This window comes from Providencia sp. SP181, from assembly GCF_050446505.1.
Classification (GTDB): Bacteria; Pseudomonadota; Gammaproteobacteria; order Enterobacterales; family Enterobacteriaceae; genus Providencia; species Providencia vermicola.
Map to the genome: position 1 here is coordinate 1 of NZ_JBBPXM010000035.1, position 4,379 is coordinate 4,379.

Annotated in this window: 3 protein-coding genes, 5 tRNA genes and 1 rRNA gene; 8 read left to right on the plus strand and 1 reads right to left on the minus strand. The window is 39.0% G+C overall.

Annotated features, from left to right (window positions below; genetic code table 11):
- Positions 1 to 39: 39 nt before the first annotated feature.
- The 4 genes from AABS66_RS21530 (at position 40) to birA (ending at position 2,439) form a co-directional block, all read left to right on the plus strand.
- Positions 40 to 115 (plus strand) — tRNA-Thr (locus AABS66_RS21530).
- Between the two features lie 26 nt (positions 116 to 141).
- Positions 142 to 257 (plus strand): 5S ribosomal RNA (gene rrf, locus AABS66_RS21535).
- A gap of 176 nt (positions 258 to 433) precedes the next feature.
- Positions 434 to 1,468 (plus strand): UDP-N-acetylmuramate dehydrogenase, encoded by a 1,035-nt coding sequence (gene murB / locus AABS66_RS21540; protein WP_272539988.1) that lies wholly within the window; start codon positions 434 to 436, stop codon positions 1,466 to 1,468.
- Positions 1,465 to 2,439: a bifunctional biotin--[acetyl-CoA-carboxylase] ligase/biotin operon repressor BirA gene (birA, locus tag AABS66_RS21545; RefSeq protein ID WP_206086981.1), complete on the plus strand. Its 975-nt coding sequence runs from the start codon at positions 1,465 to 1,467 to the stop codon at positions 2,437 to 2,439. The genes murB and birA overlap by 4 nt, the downstream gene beginning before the upstream one ends.
- Positions 2,440 to 2,476: 37 nt before the next feature.
- On the opposite strand, the gene coaA is transcribed toward birA, so the two are convergent.
- Entirely contained in the window at positions 2,477 to 3,427 is a 951-nt protein-coding gene (coaA, locus tag AABS66_RS21550) for a type I pantothenate kinase (RefSeq protein WP_206086982.1), read from the minus strand.
- A 427-nt stretch (positions 3,428 to 3,854) separates the two neighbouring features.
- Here coaA and AABS66_RS21555 point away from each other — a divergent pair.
- From AABS66_RS21555 to AABS66_RS21570, 4 genes are all read left to right on the plus strand, one after another.
- A tRNA-Thr gene (locus AABS66_RS21555) sits at positions 3,855 to 3,930 on the plus strand.
- A gap of 15 nt (positions 3,931 to 3,945) precedes the next feature.
- Positions 3,946 to 4,030 (plus strand) — tRNA-Tyr (locus AABS66_RS21560).
- A 74-nt stretch (positions 4,031 to 4,104) separates the two neighbouring features.
- A tRNA-Gly gene (locus AABS66_RS21565) sits at positions 4,105 to 4,179 on the plus strand.
- Positions 4,180 to 4,185: 6 nt separating this feature from the next.
- Positions 4,186 to 4,261 (plus strand) — tRNA-Thr (locus tag AABS66_RS21570).
- Positions 4,262 to 4,379: the final 118 nt, after the last annotated feature.

Genomic DNA, 4,379 nt, shown 5'->3' on the forward strand with positions numbered 1-4,379 from the left:
TTTAAAGGTTGTGTCAGTACTAACTGACCGCACCATATTGCTGATATGGCTCAGTTGGTAGAGCACACCCTTGGTAAGGGTGAGGTCCCCAGTTCGAATCTGGGTATCAGCACCATATAATCGGCATTTAAAAAGAATTTACCTAGCGGCAATAGCGCGGTGGTCCCACCTGACCCCATGCCGAACTCAGTAGTGAAACGCCGTAGCGCCGATGGTAGTGTGGGGTCTCCCCATGTGAGAGTAGGGAACTGCTAGGTTTTAAATATAAGAAGCCACCCAATGGGTGGCTTTTTGCTTTCTGACGCTTATGAAAAGTAAGTAAATCATTCCATAATGATCCCGAAATTATCTTATTTTATTATTCTTGCTACCCACGATTAAGTCTGGCTGATAGACTTACTTCATTATTGTTATATTTTTCCTGAAGGTAGTAATGAATCCAACTTCTGAACTCAAACCATTCAACAGCTTTGGTATTGATGCAAAAGCATTATCAGTTTTTATAGTAGAGAATAAACAATCACTCCATCAACAATGGCTGAAAGCGAAAAATGATAATTTACCAGTATTGCTGCTTGGTGGGGGGAGTAATGTTTTATTTGTAGAGGACTTTGACGGTGTCGTTATCATTAATCAGCTAAAAGGTATTGAAATTACAGAGTCTGATGATTATTGGTATGTGCATGTTCAGGCCGGTGAAAATTGGCATCTATTACTGGAAAAATTACTACAAAAAGGTATCTATGGTGCGGAGAATCTTGCTTTAATCCCTGGATGTGCGGGGTCCGCGCCAATTCAAAACATCGGTGCTTATGGTGTTGAACTGAAAGATATTTGTGATTATGTGGATATTCTGTCACTTGAAACAAATCAAGAAACGCGTATTGCAGCGAGTGAGTGCCAATTTGGTTACCGTGATAGCATTTTTAAACATGAGTACCAACAGGGTTATGTGATTGTTAGCGTTGGGCTGAAATTCGCAAAAAAATGGCAGCCTAAACTTACCTATGGTGACTTAACACAGTTTAATCCCGAAACAGTAACACCTAAGCAAGTTTTTGATGCAGTGTGCCAGACTCGAAGAAGTAAATTGCCTGATCCTGCAGTTACTGGTAATGCTGGTAGCTTCTTTAAAAATCCTGTGATTCCAGCTGAAAAAGCAGCAAAAATTAAGCAAGAAAATCCAAATTGTCCTCAATATATCCAAGCCGATGGTAGCGTGAAATTAGCGGCTGGTTGGCTTATTGACCAGTGTGGTTTGAAAGGGCATGAAATAGGGGGAGCGGCAGTTCACACTCAGCAGGCGCTTGTTTTAATTAATAAACATGAAGCGACAGGGGGTGATGTTGTTAACCTAGCGAAATACGTTAGCCAAAGCGTTGCAAAGCGTTTTGATATTATTTTAGAACCTGAAGTTCGGTTTATTGGTCGTCAAGGTGAGGTTAACGCAATGGATTATATTCAATGAAAGAGACATCAATCCCTTTACAGCTGATAGATATTTTATCGGATGCTCAAATACACTCGGGCGAGCAACTCGGCGACAAACTTGGCATGAGCCGAGCTGCGATTAATAAACATATTAAAACATTACGCTCATGGGGTTTGAACATCGAAACGGTGACGAGTAAAGGGTATAAGCTGCCTCACCAAATAAATTTACTGAATAAAGACAGGATCAAACAATACGTTAATGGCGTCAATATCATTGTGGAACCTGTTATTGATTCTACGAATCAGTATATGCTTGAACGCATTCCAAGTTTAACATCGGGAGATACTTGCCTTGCAGAGTACCAGAGTGCAGGTCGAGGCAGAAGAGGTCGTCAATGGATTTCTCCCTTTGGCTGTAACTTGTATTTATCTATGTATTGGAAGTTAGATCAAGGCCCTGCGGCTGCGGTTGGTTTGAGCCTTGTTGTTGGAATAGTGATTGCGGAAACTTTAAACAAAATAAGTAAAGAAAAAGTAAAGGTAAAGTGGCCAAATGATCTGTATATGAATGATAAAAAGCTTGCAGGTATTTTAGTTGAATTAACGGGTAAAACAGGTGACGCTGCTCATATTATTATTGGTATTGGCATTAATATTGGAATGAATAAAACCAATATTGAAAATACAACTGCAATAACGCAAGAGTGGGCATCTTTGAGAGATGAAGTTGAAGATATAGAACGAAATGAATTATCGGCTAATATTATTCAAGCATTAAAAGATTCATTAATTTTATTTGAAAAAGAAGGATTAAAACCGTTTTTGGATAGATGGTTTAAACTTGATAATTTTTTAAATAGAAAAGTTAAATTACTGATTGGTAATGATATTATTTCTGGCGTTGAGCGTGGAATTAATGAGCAAGGTGCATTGTTACTACAAAAAGATAATGGCGACATAATTCCTTATATTGGCGGCGAAATATCATTACGGCCAAACGAGTAATATATAATTGGCCGAAAAATTTCGGCCAATATAGATTTTATTTCCTTAGTCTGACATTTTGAATTGAATGGTTTTCACCTTTTGTCATTATTAAGCTTGCACGCTCTTTGGTAGGTAAAATATTCTCTTCGAGATTTAGCCCATTAATTTCATCCCAAATAGAACCTGCAATATTTACAGCTTCCTCTTCACTCAATTTAGAATAACTATGAAAGTATGAATCTGGGTCGGAGAATGCGCCTTGCCTAAACTTAAGAAAACGACCGATGTACCATTGTTTTAATAAAGCAGGAGCTGCATCAACATAAATTGAGAAATCAACAAAGTCAGAGACAAATACATGGTGTGGATCTTGTGGGTAGTCCATATCACTTTGTAACACATTGAGCCCTTCCAAAATTAAAATATCAGGCTGATCAATAACTTGTTCTTGGTCAGGCACAATGTCGTAGGTTAGATGGGAATAGACCGGGGCACGGACATTTCGCGCGCCTGATTTAATTTGAGAAACAAAGTTAACCAGTTTTCGCATGTCATAAGACTGTGGAAAACCTTTTTTCTTCATAATATTCCGATCTTTTAATACTTGGTTCGGATGAAGAAAGCCATCAGTCGTAATTAAATCAACTTTACGGTGCTCAGGCCAACGGGTTAATAGTGCTTGTAATAAACGTGCTGTTGTACTTTTACCTACAGCAACGCTACCAGCGATACCGATGATATAAGGCACTTTTGCTTCACTAGTTCCTAAAAACTGCTCTAGGACAGCCTGACGACGTAAGTTAGAACTAATATAAAAATTCAATAAGCGCGATAAAGGTAGATAAATTTCAATAACATCTTCCATTGAAAGCTCTTCGTTAATCCCTTTTAACTCGAGAAGCTCACTGGATGTTAATGTCAAAGGGACGGAATCACGGAGTGTTGCCCAATGTTCTCTATCAAATTCTAAATATGGCGTAGTAATAAAATTTTCGTTCTTTTTCATAAACCAACATCTGCCTATTTTATGCAGGTTGGACAGGTTGCCTAAACACCCGTATCCAAAAAATTTGCTAGCATCATAGCGAGTGATGGGGGGGAGGCGTAGGTTTTTTTATAATATTTGTGAATTTTTTTTGAATTACACAAAAAAAATAGGTGTGATCGCTTGGAAAATAACCGATTAATCAGAGCCCTAAAAATGTGATGGGGACTAAATAATAACATTTGAAATGTTTTGATTCGATTATCGGGCTTTACGGACTAAATAATAATGGATTATAGTTAACAGCTACTGTTGATGTTTTAATCTCAAAATAGTTAAAAAATCAACAAAATCACAAAAAGCGAACAAAATGTAAGCAAACGAACAAAAAATTAAATTTTTTTGTTGCAACATGCGCTCACTCTTCCTAGAATGCGCAGCACTTGATGCCGGCATAGCTCAGTTGGTAGAGCAACTGACTTGTAATCAGTAGGTCCCGAGTTCGACTCTTGGTGCCGGCACCATTAAAAATTTGGATAGGTGGGATACCCAAGCGGCCAAAGGGAGCAGACTGTAAATCTGCCGTCACAGACTTCGAAGGTTCGAATCCTTCTCCCACCACCATCTCCAAGAAGATTTCTTTATAGAAACTTCAAGGAACAGTTTAACAGCTGATAACTCAGGTAGCCGAGTTCATTGCGGGCATCGTATAATGGCTATTACCTCAGCCTTCCAAGCTGATGATGCGGGTTCGATTCCCGCTGCCCGCTCCAAGATGTGCTGATATGGCTCAGTTGGTAGAGCACACCCTTGGTAAGGGTGAGGTCGGCAGTTCGAATCTGCCTATCAGCACCACTTCCCTTATGTTCTCAATTATCTCCCTGATTTGTCTCCTGAAAAAAACAAGCGAAATAATTTCTTGCTTGGTTGATGTGGTTTAACCACCGATTCCGTGTCTTAGAGGGACAATCTA